Source organism: Aeromonas sp. EERV15, assembly GCF_900079845.1.
In the GTDB taxonomy this organism is placed as follows: domain Bacteria; phylum Pseudomonadota; class Gammaproteobacteria; order Enterobacterales; family Aeromonadaceae; genus Aeromonas; species Aeromonas sobria.
Map to the genome: position 1 here is coordinate 127,141 of NZ_FKKY02000007.1, position 20,830 is coordinate 147,970.

At 61.7% G+C, this 20,830-nt stretch carries 21 protein-coding genes; 9 read left to right on the forward strand and 12 right to left on the reverse strand.

Going from position 1 to position 20,830, the window contains the following annotated elements; all coding sequences use genetic code 11:
* Positions 1–97: 97 nt before the first annotated feature.
* The 3 genes from fbaA to BN4575_RS08080 all read left to right on the forward strand — a co-directional run bounded on the left by fbaA (position 98) and on the right by BN4575_RS08080 (position 3,485).
* Positions 98–1,177 (forward strand): class II fructose-bisphosphate aldolase, encoded by a 1,080-nt coding sequence (gene fbaA, locus BN4575_RS08070; RefSeq protein ID WP_068977811.1) that lies wholly within the window; start codon positions 98–100, stop codon positions 1,175–1,177.
* A 159-nt stretch (positions 1,178–1,336) separates the two neighbouring features.
* Positions 1,337–2,641, forward strand: a complete 1,305-nt coding sequence (locus BN4575_RS08075; protein WP_141689746.1) for an NAD(P)/FAD-dependent oxidoreductase — start codon at positions 1,337–1,339, stop codon at positions 2,639–2,641.
* A gap of 217 nt (positions 2,642–2,858) precedes the next feature.
* Positions 2,859–3,485 carry a hypothetical protein gene (locus BN4575_RS08080; RefSeq protein WP_068977813.1) on the forward strand — a complete coding sequence of 209 codons (627 nt, stop codon included), beginning with the start codon at positions 2,859–2,861 and terminating at the stop codon, positions 3,483–3,485.
* Positions 3,486–3,539: 54 nt separating this feature from the next.
* Here BN4575_RS08080 and BN4575_RS08085 read toward each other — a convergent pair whose 3' ends face one another.
* From BN4575_RS08085 to cutA, 3 genes are all read right to left on the reverse strand, one after another.
* On the reverse strand, positions 3,540–3,953 hold the full coding sequence (locus BN4575_RS08085) for a hypothetical protein (protein ID WP_068977814.1): 414 nt from the start codon (positions 3,951–3,953) through the stop codon (positions 3,540–3,542).
* Positions 3,954–4,084: 131 nt separating this feature from the next.
* On the reverse strand, positions 4,085–5,875 hold the full coding sequence (locus tag BN4575_RS08090; protein ID WP_068977815.1) for a protein-disulfide reductase DsbD: 1,791 nt from the start codon (positions 5,873–5,875) through the stop codon (positions 4,085–4,087).
* Positions 5,872–6,189 carry a divalent-cation tolerance protein CutA gene (gene cutA / locus BN4575_RS08095; RefSeq protein ID WP_042018226.1) on the reverse strand — a complete coding sequence of 106 codons (318 nt, stop codon included), beginning with the start codon at positions 6,187–6,189 and terminating at the stop codon, positions 5,872–5,874. Before cutA ends, BN4575_RS08090 begins: the two co-directional genes overlap by 4 nt.
* Positions 6,190–6,433: 244 nt before the next feature.
* Between cutA and BN4575_RS08100 the strand changes: the two genes are divergently transcribed.
* Positions 6,434–6,790 carry a hypothetical protein gene (locus BN4575_RS08100; protein WP_005362699.1) on the forward strand — a complete coding sequence of 119 codons (357 nt, stop codon included), beginning with the start codon at positions 6,434–6,436 and terminating at the stop codon, positions 6,788–6,790.
* Positions 6,791–6,987: 197 nt separating this feature from the next.
* Here BN4575_RS08100 and BN4575_RS08105 read toward each other — a convergent pair whose 3' ends face one another.
* The gene (locus tag BN4575_RS08105) at positions 6,988–7,413 is read right to left on the reverse strand and encodes a PACE efflux transporter (protein WP_068977816.1); all 426 of its coding nucleotides are present in this window, start codon (positions 7,411–7,413) and stop codon (positions 6,988–6,990) included.
* Positions 7,414–7,550: 137 nt separating this feature from the next.
* On the opposite strand from BN4575_RS08105, the gene BN4575_RS08110 reads away from it, so the two are divergent.
* Positions 7,551–8,432 (forward strand): LysR family transcriptional regulator, encoded by an 882-nt coding sequence (locus tag BN4575_RS08110; RefSeq protein WP_068977817.1) that lies wholly within the window; start codon positions 7,551–7,553, stop codon positions 8,430–8,432.
* Positions 8,433–8,438: 6 nt separating this feature from the next.
* Here the strand turns inward: BN4575_RS08110 and ygfZ are convergent, their stop codons facing one another.
* Entirely contained in the window at positions 8,439–9,347 is a 909-nt protein-coding gene (gene ygfZ, locus BN4575_RS08115; RefSeq protein WP_068977818.1) for a tRNA-modifying protein YgfZ, read from the reverse strand.
* Positions 9,348–9,458: 111 nt separating this feature from the next.
* On the opposite strand from ygfZ, the gene BN4575_RS08120 reads away from it, so the two are divergent.
* A complete protein-coding gene (locus BN4575_RS08120) occupies positions 9,459–9,728 on the forward strand; it encodes an FAD assembly factor SdhE (protein ID WP_005335417.1) in 270 nt (89 codons plus the stop codon).
* 19 nt (positions 9,729–9,747) lie between these two features.
* On the forward strand, positions 9,748–10,146 hold the full coding sequence (locus BN4575_RS08125; protein WP_068977857.1) for a protein YgfX: 399 nt from the start codon (positions 9,748–9,750) through the stop codon (positions 10,144–10,146).
* An 85-nt stretch (positions 10,147–10,231) separates the two neighbouring features.
* Here BN4575_RS08125 and BN4575_RS08130 read toward each other — a convergent pair whose 3' ends face one another.
* The 4 genes from BN4575_RS08130 to torC form a co-directional block, all read right to left on the reverse strand.
* Positions 10,232–10,600 (reverse strand): hypothetical protein, encoded by a 369-nt coding sequence (locus BN4575_RS08130; RefSeq protein ID WP_068977819.1) that lies wholly within the window; start codon positions 10,598–10,600, stop codon positions 10,232–10,234.
* A 4-nt stretch (positions 10,601–10,604) separates the two neighbouring features.
* Positions 10,605–11,273, reverse strand: coding sequence for a molecular chaperone TorD (torD, locus tag BN4575_RS08135; protein ID WP_068977820.1), 669 nt, complete (start codon positions 11,271–11,273; stop codon positions 10,605–10,607).
* Positions 11,274–11,372: 99 nt separating this feature from the next.
* Positions 11,373–13,865 (reverse strand): trimethylamine-N-oxide reductase TorA, encoded by a 2,493-nt coding sequence (torA, locus tag BN4575_RS08140; protein ID WP_068977821.1) that lies wholly within the window; start codon positions 13,863–13,865, stop codon positions 11,373–11,375.
* Between the two features lie 27 nt (positions 13,866–13,892).
* Positions 13,893–15,059 (reverse strand): pentaheme c-type cytochrome TorC, encoded by a 1,167-nt coding sequence (gene torC, locus BN4575_RS08145; protein WP_080771394.1) that lies wholly within the window; start codon positions 15,057–15,059, stop codon positions 13,893–13,895.
* Positions 15,060–15,204: 145 nt separating this feature from the next.
* Between torC and torR the strand changes: the two genes are divergently transcribed.
* Complete coding sequence (gene torR / locus BN4575_RS08150) at positions 15,205–15,918, forward strand: two-component system response regulator TorR (RefSeq protein ID WP_042080622.1); 714 nt, start codon at positions 15,205–15,207, stop codon at positions 15,916–15,918.
* A 36-nt stretch (positions 15,919–15,954) separates the two neighbouring features.
* Here torR and BN4575_RS08155 read toward each other — a convergent pair whose 3' ends face one another.
* Together BN4575_RS08155 and torT are read right to left on the reverse strand one after the other, a co-directional pair.
* Positions 15,955–16,359 carry a GFA family protein gene (locus tag BN4575_RS08155; protein ID WP_005338893.1) on the reverse strand — a complete coding sequence of 135 codons (405 nt, stop codon included), beginning with the start codon at positions 16,357–16,359 and terminating at the stop codon, positions 15,955–15,957.
* Between the two features lie 37 nt (positions 16,360–16,396).
* Positions 16,397–17,443 (reverse strand): TMAO reductase system periplasmic protein TorT, encoded by a 1,047-nt coding sequence (torT, locus tag BN4575_RS08160; protein WP_068977822.1) that lies wholly within the window; start codon positions 17,441–17,443, stop codon positions 16,397–16,399.
* A gap of 70 nt (positions 17,444–17,513) precedes the next feature.
* Here torT and torS point away from each other — a divergent pair, with 70 nt between their 5' ends.
* Positions 17,514–20,336 (forward strand): TMAO reductase system sensor histidine kinase/response regulator TorS, encoded by a 2,823-nt coding sequence (gene torS, locus BN4575_RS08165; protein WP_068977823.1) that lies wholly within the window; start codon positions 17,514–17,516, stop codon positions 20,334–20,336.
* A 54-nt stretch (positions 20,337–20,390) separates the two neighbouring features.
* Here the strand turns inward: torS and BN4575_RS08170 are convergent, their stop codons facing one another.
* Positions 20,391–20,675 carry a hypothetical protein gene (locus BN4575_RS08170; RefSeq protein WP_068977824.1) on the reverse strand — a complete coding sequence of 95 codons (285 nt, stop codon included), beginning with the start codon at positions 20,673–20,675 and terminating at the stop codon, positions 20,391–20,393.
* Positions 20,676–20,830: the final 155 nt, after the last annotated feature.

The window sequence follows — 20,830 nt, forward strand, 5'->3', positions numbered from 1 at the left end:
CAAACGCCTCCCGTTTCGTTTATCATGTGCCCGCTGTGCCGGTTCATGATGAACCCTCCATTTTTTATTAACGGCATACGAGACAGGACGATTAAACATGTCTAAGAAAATTTTCGACTTCGTAAAACCCGGCGTGATCACTGGTGATGACGTTCAGAAAGTGTTCGCCATCGCTAAAGAGAACGGCTTTGCTCTGCCAGCAGTTAACTGTGTTGGTACCGACTCCGTGAACGCCGTACTGGAAGCTGCTGCCAATGTTAAAGCGCCGGTAATCGTTCAGTTCTCCAACGGTGGTGCCGTGTTTACCGCCGGTAAGGGTCTGAAGCTGGAAGGCCAGAAAGCCGCCATCCTGGGTGCCATCTCCGGTGCCAAGCACGTTCACGCTGTTGCCGAAGCCTACGGTATCCCGGTTATCCTGCACACCGACCACGCTGCCAAGAAGCTGCTGCCGTGGATCGACGGTCTGCTGGAAGCGGGCGAGAAGCACTTTGCTGAAACCGGCAAGCCGCTGTTCTCCTCCCACATGCTGGATCTGTCTGAAGAGTCTCTGGAAGAGAACATCGACATCTGCTGCGAGTACCTGACCCGCATGGCCAAGATGAACATGACTCTGGAGCTGGAACTGGGTTGCACCGGTGGCGAAGAAGATGGCGTAGACAACAGCCACCTGGATCAATCTTCCCTGTACACCCAGCCGGAAGATGTTGCTTACGCTTACGAGCGTCTGTCCAAGATCAGCCCGCGTTTCACCATCGCTGCCTCCTTCGGCAACGTACACGGTGTATACAAGCCGGGTAACGTCAAGCTGACCCCGTCCATCCTGGACGCGTCCCAGAAGTACGTTTCCGAGAAGTTTGCGCTGCCTGCCAAGTCTCTGGACTTCGTATTCCACGGTGGTTCAGGTTCCACTCTGGAAGAGATCCGCGAGTCCATCTCCTACGGCGTAGTGAAGATGAACATCGACACCGACACCCAGTGGGCAACTTGGGAAGGTCTGCTGAAGTTCTATCAGAAGAACGAAGCTTATCTGCAAGGCCAGCTGGGCAACCCGGAAGGCGCAGACAAGCCGAACAAGAAGTTCTACGATCCGCGCGTATGGCTGCGTGAAGGTCAGACTTCCATGATCAAGCGTCTGGAACAGGCTTTTGCCGACCTGAACGCCATCAACGTACTGTAATTCGTTACAGCACCTTGATTGCATTAAAAGGCGCCCTTCGGGGCGCCTTTTGCATTTCTGTGATCCGCACAGGTTGGTGAGTGGAGAAGGAACTGGGTATTATCGAAACAACCTTGCTTATTTTATTAAACAATTTGCAACCAAAGCAGGATGCTGAGTATGCAGGCAGGAAAGCACAATGGACATCAGGAGCACGTCGCCTCCTACTACGCGGCCACTCGCAACGATCCGCAACAGTGGCCCGAGCTGGAGGGGGAGTACAAGGCGGACGTCTGCATCATCGGCGGCGGCTTTACCGGCCTTAACACCGCCATCAATCTGGCGGATGCCGGTTACAAGGTGGTGTTGCTGGAGGCCAACCGCATCGGCTGGGGGGCGTCGGGGCGCAACGGCGGTCAGCTGATCCGCGGTATCGGCCACGACACCAGCCAGTTTGCCCGCTGGATTGGCGAGCAAGGGGTACGCGAGCTCGACCTGATGGGGCTGGAGGCGGTGCAGCTGGTGCGCGAGCGGGTCGAGCGTTTCAATATCGACTGCGATCTGCGCTGGGGCTACTGCGACCTTGCCACTCGCCAGCGCCATCTGGCAGGTTTTGAGGAGGATCTCGCGCATCTGGCAAGCCTCGGCTATGAGCACGAGCTGAAACTGGTGGCGCGAGAAGATATCCATACCGTGGTGGGGTCGGATCGCTACATCGGCGGCCTCATCGACATGGGCTCCGGCCACCTGCATCCCCTCAATCTGGCGCTGGGGGAGGCCCGTGCCGCCGCCAGCCTCGGGGTTGCCCTGTTCGAACAATCCAGAGTGACCCATATCGACTATGGTAAGCGGGTCGAGGTGACCACCGCCCACGGCCGGGTCACTGCCGATTATCTGGTGATCGGCTGCAACGCCTACCTCAACGACCTCAATCCCGATCTGGGGGGCAAGGTGCTGCCCGCTGGCTCCTATATCCTCGCCACCGAGGTGCTCGATCGCCGGTTGCGCCAGCGTCTGCTGCCGCAAAACATGGCGGTGTGCGATCAGAATGTGGCCCTCGACTACTACCGCCTCTCTGCCGACGGCCGCCTGCTGTTTGGCGGCGCTTGCAACTATTCGGGGCGAGATCCCAAGGATATCAAGGCGTTCATGCTGCCCAAACTGCTGCGGGTCTTCCCCGAGCTGGCTGGCACCGCCATCGAGTTCCAGTGGGGCGGCATGATCGGGATCGGTGCCAACCGGTTGCCGCAGATTGGCCGCTTGAAGGAATACCCCAACGTACTCTACGCCCAGGCCTACTCGGGCCACGGCCTCAACGCCACCCATATGGCGGGCAAGCTGGTGGCCGAGACGATCCGCGGTGAGAGCCGGGGTTTCGATCTCTTCGCCAGCGTGCCTCACATGACCTTCCCGGGCGGCCCGGCGCTGCGCTCCCCGTTGCTGGCACTGGGAATGCTGTGGCACCGGATGAAGGATATCTTCTGACCCGCCTTGTCAGCCTCTGTTGTGATGGCTGAAAGCGACCCTTGTACCGGCTCCTTGTTTATAGCGGGTTGGCACTATCGTTCTGCCTGATAGACCAAAATATGCATTCGCGCCAATCCCTTCCGGTTGGCGCTATCTTTTAGGTGTGAGAGTGATTCTGTGCGGGCGTCTCAGCTTGCCGGAAAAGGGCAGAGGACAGGGAAAGAGGAGGGCTGAGATGGAGATGAATGTGGTAGCGTCAGGCGGGCTCAGCCCGCTGGCGCAGCGGCAGGGAGCTCCAGCTGCGCAGGTACCGGAGAGGCCCACGCCGTCGCCATCGGCGAGCAGTGACAGCCGGATGGTACGCGACCTTGGCGCTGTGCTGGACGAGCTCGGGCTGTCGCCGAAAGGGGAGGGTGGCGGCGGGAGCAGTGCTTCAATCAGGGATTCGATGGAGGCGTTCATCAACACCATGATGGGGGCCCTGCAACAGCAGCAGGAACAACAGCTGGCGTTGCAGCAACAACAGCGGCAAGAGCAGGAACAGCGCAAGCTTGCCCTCGAAGCCAGCAGCGAGAATCCGCTGAAGCGGGATCTGGAGCGCCTGTTGGAGACGCTGGATAAACAGGGCGAACAGGGAAAAGCGCGTGCGCAAGAATCAGAGAATGGGCAAGTCACAGAGAACGAGCAAGTCGCAGAGAACAAGGAGCTGAAACCCTTGCAGAGTCAGCTGACCAAATTGCTGGAGAGCAGCGGTGCGGCAGAGAGCGGGGTCACGCTCAAGGAGGTGTTGTCAGGGTTGGCCAGCAAGCTGCCGAACGAACCCGCTGAGCGGAAAGGGTATCGGGTCGATACCCAGGTCTGAGCTGGTTGGCAACGGCAGACCTGCCGTTGCAGAGGGTGAGGGCAGGGCTGCCTTTTATTGGGCCGGTTCGGCCAGTTGCCACCCCTGTTCGCTCTTCATCATCCACACCTCTGCCTCTTGCGGCAGCACCTGACCCGCCTCGAACGCGCCATATTTACGCTCCAGCTCCATCAGCCCCATCTCCTGCTGAAAGGGGCCGACCCGGTCATAAATCAGATCTTCGTCGTGCAACACCTGCAGCTGATCGATCCCCTGCTTGAAGTGGAGCTGGTAGCTCACCTTGACCAGATAGACCCCCTCCATCCGCTCCTCCTTGCCGAGGATGGTGAAGTCGCTGATCTCGAACAGGTTGGCGTCTGTCTCGGCCAGCAGCCTGGCGGTAACTTGGCTCCGGATATCCTCTTCACCGGGCCCTGCACTGCAGCCATAGAGCCAGAGGGCTAGCAGGGGGATGAACCACTTTTTCATCAAAACTCCGGACGGGCGAGACAATCGAAGGGCAAATTCTGCCATGCTGCCGGTCATATACAAGGGATTGCCAGAAAAATCAGTGTGTAACGCATGAGGCGGCCCCTGTTTGCCGACAAGGGATACGCTGGTCAGCGTAGCTGATCAAGCTTGCCCAGAAACTCGGCAGGCCCCATAAAGCCGGTGACCCGCTGCCCTGTCAGCTCCTTGCCCTCACGGTCGAAGAAGATGAGGGTCGGCAGCCCCAGCACATTGAGGCTGTTGAGCAGCGCGATATCGGCATCGTCGTTGGCGGTGACATCTGCCTGCAGCAGCACCATCTGGCCGAAGCGCTCCCGCACTGCGGGGTCGCTGAAGGTCTTGTGCTCAAACTCCTTGCAGGCGACGCACCAGTCGGCGTAGAGGTCGAGCAGCACCGGCTTGCCGCGGGCGGCGGCAAGCTGCACCTTGAGATCATCCAGCGTCTTGATGGGGATAAACTGCGGAGCGCTTTGGCTGGCGCCCGCAGAGACGGCGGCAGGAGCGGCTGGTTGCAGCAGATCCTTGCCCACCACCACGGCGCTGATCATCGCCAGCAACAGCACGAAACCGCGCACGCTTTTGGCCACCGAGTGGGGCTGGTGCTGGTTGTGGTGATAGAGGTAGCCGCACAGCAGCAGCCCCCAGCCGAGCCAGGCGAGGGTGGCAAGCTGATCGCTCCAGAGTCGTGACAGCAGCATGATGGGCACCGCCAGCAGGGCGAAGCCAAACAGCTGCTTGATCACATCCATCCAGGCGCCCGCCTTGGGCAGCAGTTTGCCTCCCGAGGTGCCAAGCAGCAGCAGCGGCAGCCCCATCCCCAGTGACAGCGCATAGAGCGCTGCGCCGCCGAGCCAGAGATCGCCGCTCTGGGCCACATAGATCAGCGCCCCCGAAAGCGGCGCCGTGGTGCAGGGGGAGCAAACCAGCCCGGAGATCATCCCCATGATGGCGACCCCGACCACCGATCCGCCCTGTTGGCGGTTGGAGAGACCGGAGAGCCGGGTTTGCAAACTGCTCGGCAACTGCAGGGTGTAGAGCCCGAACATGGAGAGGGCCAGCAGCACGAACATCGCCGAGAGGCCGATCAGTACATAGGGGTGTTGCAGCGCCGCCTGAAATTTCAGCCCCGCCGAGGCGACTACCAATCCGAGCAAGGTGTAGGTGACCGCCATCCCCTGCACATAGACCAGGGAGAGCAGGAAGGCTCGGCCGGTGGAGAGGCGATGACCGGCACCGGCGATGATGCCGGTCAGGATCGGGTACATGGGGAAGACGCAGGGGGTGAAGGCGAGCCCCAGCCCCAGTGCGAAGAAGGCGACAATACTGAGCCAGAACCCCTGATGGCCGAGGGCGGCGGCGAGCTGATCCTGCTGGCTCACTGGTGCGACGCTTTGTGCCGTTTCAGCAGTGGTCGCTGTGGGCGCAGCGGCCAGCGGGGCCACATCGATCAGTTTGTCGGTCGGCGGGTAGCAGAGGCCGTCGGTACAGCCCTGATAGCGCACCCGCAGGGTGGCGCCGTCCCCCACCTCTTTTAGCGGCACCGCGATGCTCACCTGCTGGTAGTAGACCCGTGTCTTGCCGAAGAAGTCATCCTCATGCTCGGTGCCTTCTGGCAGGGTCGGTTCGCTGAAGGTGAGGTTGTTCCCCTTGAAGCGCAGGCTGTGGCGATAGAGGTAGTAGTCGTCGGCGATATGGAGGGTCAGCAGCAGTTGATCGCCGCGCTGTTCGCTCTCGATCTGAAAGGCCTCATCGACCTGCAAAAATTTGGGTTTGGCATTTGCGTCAATGCCTAGCGAGCTGAGCAGATCGGCGCCGCTGGCGTGTGCCGGGGCGCTGCCCACCGCTGTCATCAGCAGGGCACAGACCAGCAGCAGGGGAGAGAGTAAGCGGGAGAACGTCATGCGGTCTCCCCGTTCAGCCAGTCGAGGTAGGCGGGCAGTCCGGCACTCACCGGCAAGGCCAGCAGCTCGGGCACCTCATAGGGGTGATGGGCTTGAATGCATGCCTGCAGCTCGGCAAAGAGCGGCTGGCGGGATTTGATGATGAGCTGGATCTCGGTGGCGCGCTCCACCTTGCCTTGCCAGCGATAGACGGAGGTGACGCCCGGCAGCTGATTGATGCAGGCGGCCAACCGCTGGTTCAGCAGCTGTTCGCAGACGAGGTCGGCACTGGTTTGATCTGGGCAGGTGCAGAGCACCACAATGGCGTCGGTCATAAAGCGGATCTTCACCTCGTTGGGGTAAACCGGGCAGGCGCCCTTGCCGTGTCATCCCGGTCTTGCAGATGAAGGTGAAAAAGCGCCCGAAAATCAGCGGCTACTATACCCCAGAGCCGCTTCAAATAGCATCTGTAGCCATTTGTGAGCCAGCGCCAAAAATTAGTGGGGGGCATGAGATAGACGCTGTCATGGGGACAGGGCAGAATGAGCGGGCTTGTTCCCAATTGACGTAAGGAAATGTATGACCCAACAGAATGAGCAGCAGAGAAACCGCATGTTGAGCCTGCTGCGCGAAGGTGAGCGCCGCATGTTGGTTCAATTGGCCGGGCTGCTGCGCACTACCGCCGATGAAATCAATGCCGAGCTGGAGAAAGAGGAGCTGATGGCCACCCTGGAGCAGCCTATCACGGTGGAGTATCTCAACGGCGTGGTGCAGCACCATCTGTTCGAGCGCAAACACAAGGGGGATATGGCTGTTGCCCAGCAGATCCTGAGCGATTATCAGAGCGAACTGGAAGCGCTGCAGGCCGCCCAGGCCCAGCCTGAAGAGGCTGCCGCTGCCGACGAGAGCGGCGAAGAGCTCAAGGCCCAGGCCTGAGCAACTGGCGGGCCTGAATCCTTACCTCTGAATCAGCCGGCCTGCCACCTCTGATCCCTCTTGCGGCACCATCATGTCTGCCATGATGGTGCCTTGCTTTTACCGCCTGCCTGTTGTTTCAAGACAATTCCTTCAGCCTCGGTTTTCAACACTAAGCACTCTGCTGCGCAGCTTGCCGTGCCTGTTGATGGCGTGACTTATTGTGCCACCACGCGGGGAATGGGGAAGATCTTGTCGTAGCTCAGGTTGTAGACGAAGGCATAAATCAGATAGAAGATCGCAAAGCCCAGATCCAGGAAGAAGGCCTCCAGCAGCGTAATGCCAAGCCACAAAGACATGATTGGCATGGCGGCCAGCAGTAACCCCCCTTCGAAACCAATGGCATGGATCACCCGTTGCCACATGGTCTTGTGGGTATGGCCCTGATACTTCTGTAGCAGTTTGTCGACGCCGACGTTGTAGACGTAGTTCCAGGCGGTAGCCAGCAGCGAGAAGAAGATCGCCAGCGGTCCCATGTGGCTGAGATGAATGCCGGTGGCCCAGCTGGCCAGTGGGGCGGCAATCAGCAGGCCAATCAGTTCAAAGCCAATGGCATGGCGCAGTCGATCGTTACGGGTACGCATAAATCACTCTCTTTCGCAGGTGTGTTAACAGATTACAACGCTAATCTATCGCCTTTCGCTGATAGATTCATGTTGGTATCCATCGCTAAAATAGATGGATAACGCCCGCAGCCGGGCCCATGCAGGAGATAGACAGGATGAATTCGTCACTGGAACCACTCAAAATCTTGTTGGCCGCCGCCGAAACCGGCTCGTTTTCCGCTGCCGCCCGCAAGCTGGGCAAGGCGCAGTCGGTGGTGAGCAGCGCCATTGCCAATCTGGAGATCGATCTGGCGCTCACCCTGTTTGACCGCAGCGGCCGCTATCCGCAACTGACGGAGGCGGGGGCCCGCATGGTGCAGGAGGCGGGGATCCTGCTGGCGCAGAGTGAACGGTTGCAATCCATTGCCGGGGAGCTGGCGGCCGGGGTGGAGACGCGGCTCACTCTGGCCATCGATGATGACTCCCACCTCCCCTGGCTCGGCACCCTGCTGGAGGAGTTCGCCACTCGCTACCCGACCGTGGAGCTGGAGCTGCTCTTCCCGCTGATGGAGGATGTGACCGAGATGCTGGTGACCGGTCGGGCCCAGCTCGGCATCAGCTATCAGAAGGTGCATCCCCAGCGGGAGATTGTCGCCCGTTCGCTGGGGGAGGTGACCATGCCGCTGGTGGTGTCACCGGATCATCCGCTGGCCCGCAAGCAGCCGCTACGGGAGGTCGATCTGCAGGGGGCGCGCCAGCTGATGGTGACTGGCAGACGGGAAGGGAGCGAGCGCCAGCGTTTTCGCATCTCGGCTCAGGTGTGGTGGGTCGAGGGGGATCTCGGGGTGCTGGAGCTGGTCAAGCGGGGCCTTGGCTGGTCCGCGATTCCGGAATTTCTGCTGCATCAACCGCTGAAGCGGGGCGAGGTGGTGGTGCTGGAGCCGGACTTTATCGCCAGCCACGCGTTGGCGCTGGAGCTGCAGTGGCATCGCGCCCGCCCGCTTGGGCAGGCGGGGCGCTGGTTGAAGGAGGCACTGCTGGCGCGGGTGCCTCGCTAGCCGACCTTACTCTGTCAGGGCGTAAGGCAGGGGTTGCAGGGTGAGGCGGGAGCCTTCGTCCTGCTTGAGGCGGAATTGGGCGTCAGCTTCGGTATCTTTCGGCAGTACGGCGGTGAGCCACACCTGCCCGGCCTGTTGCCAGGCGTTGAGCACCATGCCGCTGCGGCGCCAGTTGTCACCCAGTTGCAGTTCAAGGGTATCGCCGCTGGCGACCGGCTCGCCAGCAGTGCCCGCCAGCAGGAACAGGGCGCGGTTGTTGGCGCCGCGATACTTGGCGCGGGCCACCGTCTCCTGCCCCATGTAGCAGCCCTTGTTGAAGCTGATGCCGTCCAGTGCCTGCAGGTTGAGCATCTGCGGGATGAACTCCCCCTGATGCACCGCTTCCATGTGTGGCAGGCCCGCCTTGATCTCGAGCCCCCACCAGAGTGACTCGTCACCTTGCGGCAGGGCGTCGGCTTGCTGATTGCTCACCAGCAGCCAGCGATCCTGTTCAATCTTCACCGCCATGCCACCGTCGATAAGACCGCTCTGCTTCAGACCAAACTGCGCGGCGACCCACGCATCTGTGCCCTTGCCAGCCAGACCAGTGGCGTGACGCTCATCGGCGGCGATCTCGACCTTGGAGAAGACGGCAAATTTCTTCAGCTCCGGCAACTGACGCTCCAGTACAGAGGGGCTGGTCAGCAGCAGCAGACTGTCGTCGAGGCAGAGCAGGCGGAAATTGCTCCACAGCTTGCCCTTGGGATCACAGTGGCCGCCCGGGGTCTGTTGCCCCGGTTGCAGGGCGTTGACATCACAGGTGACCTGACCTTGCAGATATTTGGCGCGATCCTGGCCGCTGATACGGGTGATGGCCAGCTTGGTCAGAGGGACGCGGGTCGGCTCGGCAGGAAAAACAGGTGGTTGCAGGCTCACGATGGTATTCCAGAGAGAAAGTATGTGAGCTGCATGGTAAAGACGTAACTAATGTTTGTCAGCCGGAAAATCCAGCTGGTACCATCCCCCGGTCTTTGTAAGGAGAGTGCCATGTTGAGCCCAGTTGAAAAATCCCGCCTGAAGTGGGCCTGCCGTCGCGGTATGCTCGAGCTGGATGTGATCTTTATGCCCTTTTTCGAACACGAGTTCGACTCCCTGAGCGAAGCCGATCAGCAGACCTTTATCCGCCTGCTGGCGAGCGACGATCCGGATCTGTTCAAATGGTGCATGGGTCATGGTGTCCCTGCCGATCCTGCATTTGCCGCCATGATCCCGATGATCCTGGAGCGCAATCAGGCGCGCCACGACCGCCAGGGGTAATACTGTGGAGCGGGTGATCATGACGGTTCACCCCTCCCGCCATCAGCAATATTTGCTGGTGGCCCTCTTTCTGTTGCTGCTTTGGCCGGTGGCTGGCCTGATTGCCGGTTGGCAGTGGGCGCTGTTGCTGCCCGTCTGGCTGGTGGCGCTTTGGTTGAGCTGGCGGGCGCTCGCCGCGCCCCCGTTCGAGCTTGTCTGGGATGGCCAGTGGCTGCAGTGGCAAGGTCGTCGCTATCAGCTCGGCAAGAAAAGCCGTATTTTGCCCGGTGTGCTCAGGTTGGTGCTTTGCCCCGATCCGCAAGGCACTGAACCTGCGTCGTTACAGCAACTGTGGATCTTCTCCGACGCCCTTCCCCCCGAACATTACCGCCTGCTGGCGCGAGCCATTCACTTTCTGCCGTCTGGTCATCGAGGCTGATACCCCTTTCCTGAGTAAGGTGCCATGTGAGCGCCAGTGTTGTCGTGTCTGGCTCAGGCAGTGATCAATAGGCGGTAGGAAGGGATCAGCCTTTCTGGCGACCAAAAGCTTGAATACCCCGCACCAATACCAGCCAGCCAAGCAGATGGAAGGGCAGGGCCAGCAGGTAGAGCAGCAGAAAGTGTGACTCGTTGCCGCTGCAGTTGATGAAGTCGATCCAGGCGGCCAGCAGGGCCAGCATGCCGGCGATCTGAAAACGGCGGCGTAGCACCACTTCCACACCGAGGTTGGCGAGATAGAGGGTGAGCAGAATACCGGCAAAGCCGGTGAGCTGGGCGGTGCCATACAGCTCGCGATCCGGATTAAAGAGTAGTGCCGCGAGAGGGGTAAGGCCCTGATCCAGCGGGATCAGGGCCAGCAGCCAGCATGCTATCAATAGCAGCGCTGTTCTCATTACTTCAACCGGCCGGTTGGGTCGGCTTCACCAGCCCCAGATAGTTGGCATCCATGGTGAGGAATACCCCCAGCAGGCGCGCACAGGCGCCATAGAAGCCAAACAGGTCGGCAGCGCGACAGGCGCTTTCGAACTTGGCGAACCAGCCCAGCAGATGGGTGTGCAGCAGCGCCTCCTGTTCGTTTAACCAGCTTTCCCGCTCGGCAGCACTCTTTGCTTCCGCCGCGCGGATGATGAGATTTCCCATCAGATCCAGCTCGATGGCCAGATGGTCGGCAGGCTCCTTGTATTTGTCGCTGACATTGATGCCGAGGCGATCGAGGCGGGCCTGCATCTCGGTCATCGGGGCCTGCATCATCAGCTTGGCATCGCCGCGGTAGAGTGATTCGTAGGGCAGAGCGCCCTGCTTGGGATCCACCAGAAACAGGCCTGCGAAGTCGGCGGCCAGTTCCAGCTGGCGATCCGGGCGCACCAGCAGGCGAGCGATGGCGTCGTTGAGTTCCGCCACGGCCTCGCGCATCGGATCCAGGGTGGAGAGGCTTTTCAGGAAGCTTCGCACATCATAGGTGTCATATTCGGCGATCTGCTCATCACTGAGTTCGGCGGCGAACAGGGTGGAGAACCACCAGTAGAGTTCGGCCCGGCGTTCGCTGGTAGCCATAAATTCCTGCATTTTTCCTCCGTGGATGGCAATCGGGAGCCTTGATGGCTCCCGATTCTAACGACTTTAAAAATAAAGGAAACTCAAGGGGGCGCTTTCGTCCCCCCGGGGTCAGAGTGCCGGGAACATGGGGTCGATGCCCTTGGCCGATTCCGGCGCGCCGAAGGCAGTGACTGCCGGTGCCTGCCCGCGGAACTTCTCGATCTCCACCAGCGCGGTATGGGCCGTGGTGGCCTGCGCCAGGCTGGAGGAGCCGATGTCGGCGGTCAGCACGTTGGGATCGCCGTAGGTACAGAGAGTCCCCACCTTGCCACCCTCTTGCGGGCCATACCAGGCTCCTTCCTGAATGCGCACCACGCCGGGGGCGTAGTCATCGCTCACCACCAGACCAGCCAATACCTGACCGCGGCCGTTGAATACCCGCACCAGATCGCCGTCCTTGAGACCGCGGGATTTGGCATCCTGCGGATTCATGTAGACAGGCTCGCGACCCTGTACCGTGTAGGTGGCGCGGTAGTTGTCGGAGGAGCAGAGCTGGCTGTGCAGCCGCTTGTCCGGGTGGCAGGATTGCAGGTGCAGCGGGTACTGTTTGCTGCCCGGCCCGCCGTGGGAACGCTCGTAGGGTTCAATCCAGACCGGGTGGCCCGGGCAATCCCCATAGCCGTAGTCGGCGATGGTCTTGGAGTAGATCTCGATAAGGCCGGACGGTGTACCGAGGGGTTCCAGATCCGGCTCCTGACGGAACGACTCGTGGCGCACCCAGGGTTGGCCAGCCGGGAAGGTGACGAAGCCTTCGCCGTGCCAGAACTGGCTGAAACGGGGCAGACGAATGCCGATGCCGCGGCCCTGCAGGCGGGCATCGTCATAGATGCTCTGGATCCATTCCAGCTTGCTCTTGCCGCCGGTGAACTCGGCCTCGCGACCGAAGCGACGGCAGAGATCGGCGAAGATGTCGTAGTCATCGCGCGCCTCGAACAGCGGCTCTACCACCTTGTACATGGCCAGAATGCCCGCGTTGGAGTGGGAGCCCCACTGCTCGATGTCATCCCGCTCATAAGTGGTGGTGGCGGGCAGCACGATATCGGCGAAGCGGCAGCTGGCGGTCCACTGGTGATCGATGCTGACCACGGTTTCCAGCTTGCGCCAGGCCGCGACCATCTTGTTGCGATCCTGCTGGTGGTGGAACGGGTTGTTGCCGCAGAACACTGCCATCTTCATGTGGGGGTAGATGATGGTCTGGCCGTTGAAGGCGATCTGCTTGCCCGGATTGAGGATGCAGTCGACGAAACGGGCCACCGGAATGTACTTGGAGTAGCCCTTCCAGTCGCCGTCATGGAGCGGCTTGACCCCGGGGATGACCGAGCTGAAACCGGACATGATGGGGCCGCTGGAGGTGATGGTGCCCGCTCCGTTGTAGTGCCAGCCAAAGCCGTAACCGCCCCCCGGCAGGCCGATCTGGCCAATCATCGAGGCCAGTACCACCAGCATCCAGGCGTACTGCTCGCCGTGGTGCATGCGCTGTACACACCAGCCGCCGATAAGCTGGGTGCGGCCGCTGCTCATGGCGCGGGCCAGCTCGCGGATGGTCTCGGCTGGTACGCCACAGATGGCGGCGGCCCACTCGGCATCCTTCACCTGACCATCGCTGGTGCCCAGCAGGTAGGGCAGGAACTTGTCAAAGCCGGTGGTGTAGTTCTTCAGAAACGCCTCGTCGTGGCGCTTCTCGCTGTAGAGGGTGTGGGCGATGCCCAGCATCAGCGGTACGTCGGTTTGCGGATTCAGGGTCACCTGATCGCAATTGAGGTACTTCTGGGTCTTGGATTTGACCGGATCGACACTGATCACCCGGATCTCGCCCTTGGCCACCTTCTCTTTCAACTGCGCCCAGTAGTCGTAGACGCTGTGATCCGGCACCAGCCAGCCCACCTGCAGGTTCTTGATGGGATCGGAGCCCCAGATGACGATGGTCTTGCTGTGTTCCAGCACCAGCGGCCAGGAGGTCTGCTGCTCATACACCTCCATGGCGCCCGCCACGTGGGGCAGGATCACCTGGGCGGCACCGGTGGAGTAGTCACCGGCCTTGGCCAGATAGGTGCCGTGCAGGTTCATGGCACGCCCCAGCATGGCGCCAGCAGAGTGCAGCTTGCCCACCGACTGCCAGCCGGAGTGGCCGGCATAGAGGGCGCTCGGGCCATAGGTCTTCTGCACCCGCTCCAGCTCGTGATAGAAGAAGTCCAGCGCCTGGGACCAGGTGACCCGCACGAAGCGGTTCTGGCCGCGCTCGCTGGTGTCGGACTGGTGGCCCTTGCGCAGCCAGTCCAGCCGCACCATGGGGTAGCGGATGCGGGAGGGGTTGTAGACCACCTCACTCAAGGCCTTGAGCATGTCGGTGGGGTGCTTGTCATGTTCGAACGGCAGGGTCTCGACCCAGCGTCCATCGACCACCCGGGCACGGAAGGCGCCCCAGTGGGAGCCGGACTGCACCAGCTTGTCGCCAGACTCGGCGGCCATCACGGCACGACCGAGCAGGGAGGGGCCGATCAGGGCAGAGGCACCGCTGGCCAGCAAGCCACCCAGAAAACCACGACGGGAAATATTGATCATCTTGTTATTCCTCTTTCGAATCCGGACTTAGTGGCTGCCCTGACCACCGGTATCGGCGGCATGGTTTTGCAGGTATTTGAGCAGGGTGCGCTCCTCTTCCTTGCTCAGGCGATAGTAGGCAGACATTGCCTTGAGCCCCGAGATCCAGCCGTTGGCAGTGAAGTGAGCGGGATCCGGCGCGCCGTGGCAGGAGTTGCAGGTGGATTTGTACATCTCGCCGGCGTAATCCCAGATCGGCTTGAGCGAGGACTCAAAGCCCTTGCCATCGACCCAGGCCTGCACCTGAACCTGCTCCCACTTGATATGGGTGGCGCTGTCGGTCTCCTGCTTGAGCACTTTCTCGCTCGCTTTCAGTTCATCACGGATGGTGGCGACGAAGACCCGCTTGCCCATGTATTCACTCAGCACCCGGCCCTTGCCATCGCTCTCGCGCCACCCTTCGATGGTCACCTTGAGGCGATCGCCGCTGCGATCTACGACGTCGATGCGGGAGGCGGGCAGCAGTTTGCCGACCGGGTCGCTGCTCTGTTCGCTGGCATAGAGATCTTTTTCACCAAGGTTGTAGAGGGTCTCGGCGGCTGGCGCCTCTTGCGCGTCGTTGACCAGGGTGGCGTAAGTGGCCCGGAAGCCCCCCGCCATGTTGGGCAGTTCGTGGGCGATGCCCTTGTGGCACTCGATGCAGTTCATGTTCTTCGCCGCCGCATCTTTCATCGCCAGCGCTGCCGCCGGGGACTGCTTGGCGTGATCCATGTTGTCGTAGCTGTGGCAGGACTTGCAGGTCTTGGAGTTCTGGCTGCTCATCCGTGCCCACACCTTCTCGGCCAGATGCAGGCGCCGGTCCTCGAACTTCTCCTGGGTGTCGATGCTGTGGCCTATGTACTCCTGATAGAGGTCGTTGGCCGCCTCCATCTTGCGGGCCACCTTGCCGACGAAATCCTTCGGCTGGTGACAGTCGGTACAGACCGCCTGTACCCCGGAGGCATTCTTGAAGTGGATGGACTCCTTGTACTCCGGATAGACGGTGTCTTTCATGGAGTGGCAGGAGATACAGAATTCGAGGCTGCTGGTTTTCTCAAAGCCATAGTGCAGGCCGACGGTGCCCGCGAGGGTGACGCCGACGCCCACCAGAAGCAGCGCCAGTACCGACCAGCGACGGCTGGGGGTGCGCAGGAAGTGCCACAGTTTTTTCATCATGCTCTCTCACATCACTTTTTTGATGGGTGCCATGATAGGGAGGCGTTGTGAACAGGGCTGCCGCCACAAATTAATGAAATAGGGGTATTTATGACAAAATGTGAATAGAATAATCCTCCCTTGTCGACCATCGTGAACCCTGCCCATGAGCTACCACATTCTGGTTGTTGAAGATGATGCGGTTACCCGCGAGAAGCTGACCGGCTATTTCGAGCGGGAGGGCTATCGGGTGACGGCGGTCGAAAACGGCCAGGAGATGCGCGCCGTGCTGGCGGAACAGACGGTCGATCTGGTGATGCTGGATATCAACCTGCCGGGGGAAGATGGTCTGCTGCTGACCCGTGAACTGCGGGCGCGTAGCACGGTGGGGATCATTCTGGTCACCGGCCGCAGTGATGCGGTAGACCGGATAGTCGGCCTCGAGATGGGGGCCGATGACTATGTCACCAAGCCGTTCGAGCTACGGGAGTTGCTGGTGCGGGTCAAGAATCTGCTGTGGCGGATCTCGCTGGCGGCCGCCGCGCCGAGCGAGCCTGCGGTGGCTGACGATGCGGTGCGCTTTGGCCCCTGGCGTTTTGACATCCCCCGTCGCCAGCTCAGCAAGGACGGAGTGCCGGTGCGCCTGACCAAGGCCGAATATGAAGTGCTGGTGGCCTTTGTCGCCCATGCCGGGCGGGTGCTCAGTCGGGAGCGGATCCTGACCCTCATCAGCCATCGCGGCGATGGCCCGAGCGATCGCACCATAGATGTGTTGATCCGGCGGCTGCGCGGCAAGATGGAAGCGGATCCGCGGGATCCCCAGCTGTTTGTCACCGTCCATGGTGAAGGCTATCTGTTTGCCGGCGAGATAGCCTCCTGACTCCGTTGCGGTGGCCCTGGCCTGTTTGACCGGGTATCAGACCGGCGGGCGGGTATCAAATTGCGGGCAGTCGTCGCCAATCTGGTGCCAGGGCGCCTTGGAGCCAACGAAGATGTGAAACGCGGGCCGCTGGCTCGGCACATCGTCCAGTACTCCGAGGCGCAGATTGATCTTGCCGCTGCTGCTCTTCTGGCTGAACAGGCTGGAGCCGCAGTGACGACAGAAGGCCAGGGTGGTCTCTGCCGATTTCCGGTAGCGGCCGATGGCCTCTTCCCCCTTCACTATGGTGACCTTGTTGCCATCCAGTCCGCCGACCGAGGCGTAATCTCCCCCTGAAAACTTGCGGCATTCGCTGCAGTGGCAGTTCCCCATATAGTCAAACTGATCCGGCAGGGTCAGGGCGACGGCGCCGCACAGGCAGCTGGCATGTAACTCTTTCATCTCTTCTCCTTGAGTGGGCTAATCGGATTTGGAACGGCTATTCGACCCGATAGACGGGACGAAAAGCGCCATCCGAGAGGGAATCTGCGGGATCGGCCAGTGGCGCAGACAGCGTCAGAATGGGTGGCCCCATCACTCGCGGGCACTGCTCGGCATTGGCATCAGGGTGTTGCAGCAGGCAGACCGCCTGAGCGACCGCAAGGCGCCCCTGCAGCCGCATCTGATCGCTGTTGGCGGCCTGGATCTTGCCCCGGCGCAGGCCACGCTGCACCCCGTGGCTGAAGTAGGTGCTCAGCACCTGGGGCCGGTCGAGATGGCGCTGCGCCAGCTCGTTGACCGCCACTTCGGCGGCGATGGCGCCCCCCACCAGATAGTCGAGGTCGGGATAGCGGGCCAGCGTCTGCTGTACCAGTGTACGCTGGATTTCCCGGCTGTTGTCGCCGCGCTCGGTGGTGACCAGCTTGATGGCGCTCCCCTTGATGGCGTCGGCAAAGCCCGGCTCCACGAAGTTGTTGCCGCCGCTCGCCTGCGGGCCGGGGAAGAGGGCGGCCGAGACCGGCTTGCTGCCGGCGGGGTGGCGCTGCGCCAGCCAGTGGCCAATCTGCCAGCCCATCTGGTACCAGGAGACTCCCACCTTGGCCCGCACCAGACCAGTGGGCAGATCGTTGACCAGCCCAAAGACCGGCAGCGGCGTGGCCTTGATCGCCTCGCGAAAACCCTGATAGCTCACCGCGCCGAGCAAGATGGCGTCGCTCCCTTTCTGCACACAGCGCTGCAACTGCTTACGCTGTTCGGCGAGGGCGCCATAGCCCCCCGCTTCGTGGATCTGCAACTTGACTCCCAGCCGCTTCGCCTCGTCCACCATGCCCTGATTGACCGAGAGCCAGTAGGCGTCGCGCAGATGGGGGTAGAGGGCACAGAGGGTCAGCGGTTTGGTCGCGGCGGCGGGTTCCGGCCACTGCTGGCGCACCGGCTGGCCGCTGAATTCGCCGCCAGGCCAGAGATCGACCGCAAAGGCGAGGGCGGCGCGAGGAAGCGCGAGCAACCACATTAGCAACAGCAGGGAGAGATAGACGCTTCGCATGGTCAGGGGTTTTGTTAAAGTGTTGAGCCATATTATCCGGTCAAAGCCGACCACAACCAAGGGACTTCCCGTGAGAATCTTTTCCGGCCTGGGTGGCAAGTTGCTGCTGGCCTTCTCCCTGATGGCGTTGTTGACCCTGAGTGCCTCCCTGCTGGGCTGGGTGGGGCTTAGCCATCTGCGCCAGCTGGAGCAAGGGGTGCAGCAGACTCTGGCCGATCAGGAGCTGGCGCGCACGCTCTCTCGTCTCAGTGGCGAGATCCAGAGCGCGTCACGGCTGCTGGCCACCGCAACCAGCGAGCAGGAGCGGGAGCATCAGGGGCGCTTGCTCACTCTGCAGGGGCAACAGCTGCAACAGGTGCTGGCGCAACTTGGTCGTGGGCAGGGTTCAACAAGCCTCGATCAGCTCAGTCAGAGCATCATCGGCAATCTGGGCCAGCAGGGCTGGCTGGTGGGGGAGCGGCTGACCCTGATGGGGCAGGGTGAGGCGCAGCGCGCCCGTCTGGTGGCTGCGGCCGGGCAGATCGCCGAGCTGGCGCGCAGCCAAATGGAGAACGCCGAAACCGTGATGGTGGCAGGGTTGGGCTCCCTCTATCAACAGCAAGGGGGGCAAGCGGCCCGGACGCTGGACCGCCTGCTGGAGCAGGATCTTGACTGGCTGGAGCAGATGACCGAGCTGCGTCATCGCACCCTGATGCAGCAGCAGCGCATCGAAGAGATGTGGCGCAGCGAACGACAGGAACAATTGCAAACGCTATTGCAAGAGGGGCAGCGGGAGCTGGCTATCTTGCAACTGCGGGCCGGGGCGGTGACCGATCCGGCTCGTCGTCAGGCGGTGGAGCAGGCGCTGACCGTGCTGGCGCAGAGCGACAAGCTGGTGCAGCTGCGCAGCGACTGGCTCGGCAAGGGGGAGGCGCTGCGGGTGCTGGCCAGCGCCAACGAAGCCTTGATGAGCAGTCTAAACCAGCAGGTCGGTGAGCTGGTTAACCGTGCCCGCGATTCGCTGGGGGAGAGCCAGCAGGCGTTAAGTCAGCGCCTCAGGCTGCTGGAGCAGGCGTTGATGGGCATTGGCCTGCTCACCCTGGTACTGCTGATGCTGTTGATGTGGCGCATGGTCTACGGCCGGATCGTCTGGCCGCTGCAACGGGCGGTGGCGGGGATGAGCCGGTTGGCGCGCGGGGATCTGGCCCCCCTTGAGCCGATCGCCAGTGCCGGGCGCGATGAGCTGGCGGAGCTGGGTCGGGCCTTGCAGGTGTTTCGTGATAATGCGGTTGAGCTGGGCCGCTATCAGCGCGAACTGGAGTCACGGGTCGAGGAGCGCACCGGCCAGCTCAGCCACGCCAACGAGCGGCTCAATGAGGAGGTGGAGAAGCAGCGGCAGGCCCGCGCCGAGGCAGAACAGGCCAACCGCGCCAAGTCGGTGTTTCTCGCCACCATGAGCCACGAGATCCGCACCCCCATGAACGGGATTCTGGGGGGCCTGACGCTGCTGGAAGATACTTACCTCAGCGATACCCAGCAGCGCTATCTGGCCGCCATCGAGCACAGTGGCGAATCCCTGCTGGAGATCCTCAACGACATTCTCGACTACTCCAAGATCGAGGCGGGCCATGTGGAGGCACGCCGCGAACCCTTCCCCCTGTTCCAGCTGGTGGATGAGCTCAGCGCGCTGCTGCGGCCAAAGGCGGCGGCCAAGGGGGTGACCTTGGCGCTGGAATATGTGCCCGGGTTGGCACCGGTGGTCGAGGGGGATCTGGGCAAGCTGCGGCAGGTGCTCGGCAATTTACTTGGCAATGCAGTCAAGTTTACCGCCCGTGGCCAGATTACCCTGACGGTGGCGCCCCTTGTCTGTCAGGGCCCTTGCGCCGAGCCATGCATCCGCTTCGTGGTGCGTGATACCGGCCCCGGCATTCCGGCCGATGAGCAAGAGGCAGTGTTTGAGGCGTTTCGCCAGCGCAAGCGTGATATAGGCCATCAGGGCGGCACCGGGCTGGGGCTGGCGATCAGCCGCAAGCTGGTGGCCGCCATGGGGGGCGAGCTGATTCTTGCCAGCGAACCGGGCAAGGGGTGTGAATTCAGCTTCAGCTTGCCGTTGCAGCGCTCGAGTGCCCAACTGCCCGCCGAGGCGCAGCCGCTACACCTTGGTCAGCCTCGCGACATCCTGCTGGTGGAGGATAACGAGATCAACCGGCTGGTGGCGCACGGCATGCTGACCCGCCTCGGCCATCGTGTCACCCAGGCGGAGGATGGTCGCAGTGCGCTGGCGCTGGTGACCGAGCGCCCTTTCGAGCTGGCGCTGCTCGATATCAACCTGCCCGACATGGACGGCATGACCCTGCGCGAGGATCTAACCGCCATCAGTGAAGAGGTGCATGAGCAGCCGCTGCCCGCCATCGCCATCTCGGCCCAGATGTATCCGGAGGATATCCGCCACTGCCTCGCCGCCGGGTTTGTCGATTTTGTCGGCAAGCCGGTGCGGCTGGCGGTGCTGGCAAACGCCATCGAGCGGCTGTTCCGGCCGGAAGAATCACCCATAGCGTCGTCCGTGCAGTTATCTGCCGCCGTCTCTGCCACCAAACCCGAGTTCGCCAATCCGGTGCTGGACGCCGATCTGCCCCTGCTCGGCATGGCGCGGATCCGCCAGCTGGTCGGGCTGTTTGAGTCGCAAGGGCGGGTGTTGGTGGATGAGTTGGCCAAGGGGGAGGGGAGTGAGCAACGTCAGCTGGCGCACAAGCTCAAGGGAAGTGCCCTGGCGCTGGGTTTGACCGAGTTTGCCAGCCACTGTGCGGCCCTTGAGGCGGGAGGCGGTGAGCCTGCGGCAATCAGGGCGCAATTTGAAGCGGCGTTGAGCGGGTTGCAGCTGTGGCTGGCGGCCAATAGGGATGCACAGCCCTGATCCCTTCTGGCTATGCACAACGATCAGGGAGCATGGTGGCCGGCCCCTGCGCCGTTATTCTATTTCGCGAAACAGTACTTGCTTGCACTTGGCGCAGACCCACTCGCGGCGAAAATCGGCCAGATGCACCAGACCCACCTCCAGCAATTCGTGGTGGCCGCAGTGGTGGCAGAAGATGATGTCGCCATCAACGGCCTCCGGGTGGGCCGCCAGATATTCGGCTTTGGTGGGGAGATCCTCCCACGGGCAGGTCGCAATATGTTTGCGCTGGTTGGTGTAGTAGACCCAGTAAAACAGAAAAAAAACAGCCAGGATCGCGAATGTCAGCAAATGGTCCATGTTGAGTTCCTCCGGTCAGATGCCGCCCTTCGGGTGGGTGGTGGCAATCAGCTCCATCATCATTAAATTTGTTTCGAATTAATATGTTACAGGATGGATCACCACGGCGTTGTGATCCCCTTCGGGTTTTTCCCGCCCAACAGCGGGATGAAAAA

Coding starts and splice junctions, on each gene's coding strand:
- BN4575_RS08090 (WP_068977815.1), bottom strand. CDS start 5,875: ATGACGTTCTCCCGCTTACTCTCTCCCCTGCTGCTGGTCTGTGCCCTG.
- BN4575_RS08155 (WP_005338893.1), bottom strand. CDS start 16,359: ATGAAAGAGTTACATGCCAGCTGCCTGTGCGGCGCCGTCGCCCTGACC.
- BN4575_RS08100 (WP_005362699.1), top strand. CDS start 6,434: ATGACCCAACAGAATGAGCAGCAGAGAAACCGCATGTTGAGCCTGCTG.
- BN4575_RS08075 (WP_141689746.1), top strand. CDS start 1,337: ATGCAGGCAGGAAAGCACAATGGACATCAGGAGCACGTCGCCTCCTAC.
- torA (WP_068977821.1), bottom strand. CDS start 13,865: ATGATCAATATTTCCCGTCGTGGTTTTCTGGGTGGCTTGCTGGCCAGC.
- BN4575_RS08085 (WP_068977814.1), bottom strand. CDS start 3,953: ATGAAAAAGTGGTTCATCCCCCTGCTAGCCCTCTGGCTCTATGGCTGC.
- torR (WP_042080622.1), top strand. CDS start 15,205: ATGAGCTACCACATTCTGGTTGTTGAAGATGATGCGGTTACCCGCGAG.
- BN4575_RS08130 (WP_068977819.1), bottom strand. CDS start 10,600: ATGAGAACAGCGCTGCTATTGATAGCATGCTGGCTGCTGGCCCTGATC.
- cutA (WP_042018226.1), bottom strand. CDS start 6,189: ATGACCGACGCCATTGTGGTGCTCTGCACCTGCCCAGATCAAACCAGT.
- torT (WP_068977822.1), bottom strand. CDS start 17,443: ATGCGAAGCGTCTATCTCTCCCTGCTGTTGCTAATGTGGTTGCTCGCG.
- fbaA (WP_068977811.1), top strand. CDS start 98: ATGTCTAAGAAAATTTTCGACTTCGTAAAACCCGGCGTGATCACTGGT.
- BN4575_RS08080 (WP_068977813.1), top strand. CDS start 2,859: ATGGAGATGAATGTGGTAGCGTCAGGCGGGCTCAGCCCGCTGGCGCAG.
- BN4575_RS08105 (WP_068977816.1), bottom strand. CDS start 7,413: ATGCGTACCCGTAACGATCGACTGCGCCATGCCATTGGCTTTGAACTG.
- BN4575_RS08110 (WP_068977817.1), top strand. CDS start 7,551: ATGAATTCGTCACTGGAACCACTCAAAATCTTGTTGGCCGCCGCCGAA.
- BN4575_RS08170 (WP_068977824.1), bottom strand. CDS start 20,675: ATGGACCATTTGCTGACATTCGCGATCCTGGCTGTTTTTTTTCTGTTT.
- torD (WP_068977820.1), bottom strand. CDS start 11,273: ATGCAGGAATTTATGGCTACCAGCGAACGCCGGGCCGAACTCTACTGG.
- BN4575_RS08125 (WP_068977857.1), top strand. CDS start 9,748: ATGACGGTTCACCCCTCCCGCCATCAGCAATATTTGCTGGTGGCCCTC.
- BN4575_RS08120 (WP_005335417.1), top strand. CDS start 9,459: ATGTTGAGCCCAGTTGAAAAATCCCGCCTGAAGTGGGCCTGCCGTCGC.
- torC (WP_080771394.1), bottom strand. CDS start 15,059: ATGATGAAAAAACTGTGGCACTTCCTGCGCACCCCCAGCCGTCGCTGG.